The 1,065-nt window shown below is 63.4% G+C and carries 1 protein-coding gene and 1 pseudogene; both read left to right on the forward strand.

What is annotated here, in order from left to right; all coding sequences use genetic code 11:
* Positions 1–414, forward strand: a pseudogene (locus H0241_RS35270) (adenylate/guanylate cyclase domain-containing protein); the annotation flags it as partial.
* Positions 415–506: 92 nt separating this feature from the next.
* Positions 507–1,065: adenylate/guanylate cyclase domain-containing protein (locus tag H0241_RS35275; RefSeq protein ID WP_181062292.1), on the forward strand; the 559-nt coding region annotated here is incomplete at its 3' end.

Consider the following 1,065-nt stretch of genomic DNA (forward strand, 5'->3'; position numbering starts at 1 on the left):
GAGATGACTCATGCACATTTCCGGAACCCGCAGGATCTGGCGATCCTCGTCAACGCACTGCGCCAGGCAGGCCTACCCCAATGGCGCTTCGGCTTTACCCCGGACGAACGCGACCGGTTGAAGGGCGAGGAGATCGCGTCGCTGGTGCTGGGTCATACGCTGCAGGGCCAGCTGGAACCCGGTCTCCAACCAGCCTTCCTTCAGATCGGGAGTGACGGCAAGGCGGCTTTCCGCTCCACGACGCGGCTGGTCACCGAGACCATCCATGTCGATGGCGACCTATTGTGCGAGCAGAGCGAGAATATGTTCGGGCGCCCCGACTGCGGACCCGTCTACAAACGCAGCGACGATGCCGGCAACGGCTATACCTTCGTCAACTCAAGCAAGGTGTTCCACTTCGCGGTCGTTCAGTAGAGAGGCCCGCGTCTATCGCGCGCTCGCGTCACGGACAGGACTAGACTACCTTGCCTGCGAAGTCGCTTCGACCGGGAAAGGCGCAGGCACGTATGGAGCGACGGCTCACCGCAATCCTTGCTGCCGACGTGGTCGGCTACAGCACGCTCATGGGCGAGGACGAGGTCGGTACGCTCGATCGACTCAAGGGTTGCCGTCGCGAACTGGTCGACCCCGCGATCAAGGAATTCCACGGGCGCATGGTCAAACTCATGGGCGACGGCGCGCTCGTCGAGTTCGCCAGCGTCGTCGATGCCGTCCAGTGTGCTGCCATGATCCAACGCCGGATGGCCGATCGCAACAAGGGCACCAGTGATGCCCGGCAGATCCGGTTTCGCATCGGCGTCAATCTTGGCGACGTCATCGTTGAGGAAAATGACATCTACGGCGATGGCGTGAACATCGCCGCGCGCCTCGAGGCTATGGCCGAGCCAGGCGGAGTCTGCATCTCCGGAACCGCATTCGATCATGCCGTCCACAAGGTGGATGTCGGCTTTGCCAGCCTTGGCGAGCAGCGCCTCAAGAACATCGCCGATCCGGTTCGCGCGTATCGGCTGCTGCTCGATCCCGCGGCCTCGGGCAAGGTCGTGACCGCGCCACACCGGCCGGGTC

The organism is Mesorhizobium neociceri, assembly GCF_013520985.1.
Lineage (GTDB): Bacteria > Pseudomonadota > Alphaproteobacteria > Rhizobiales > Rhizobiaceae > Mesorhizobium > Mesorhizobium neociceri.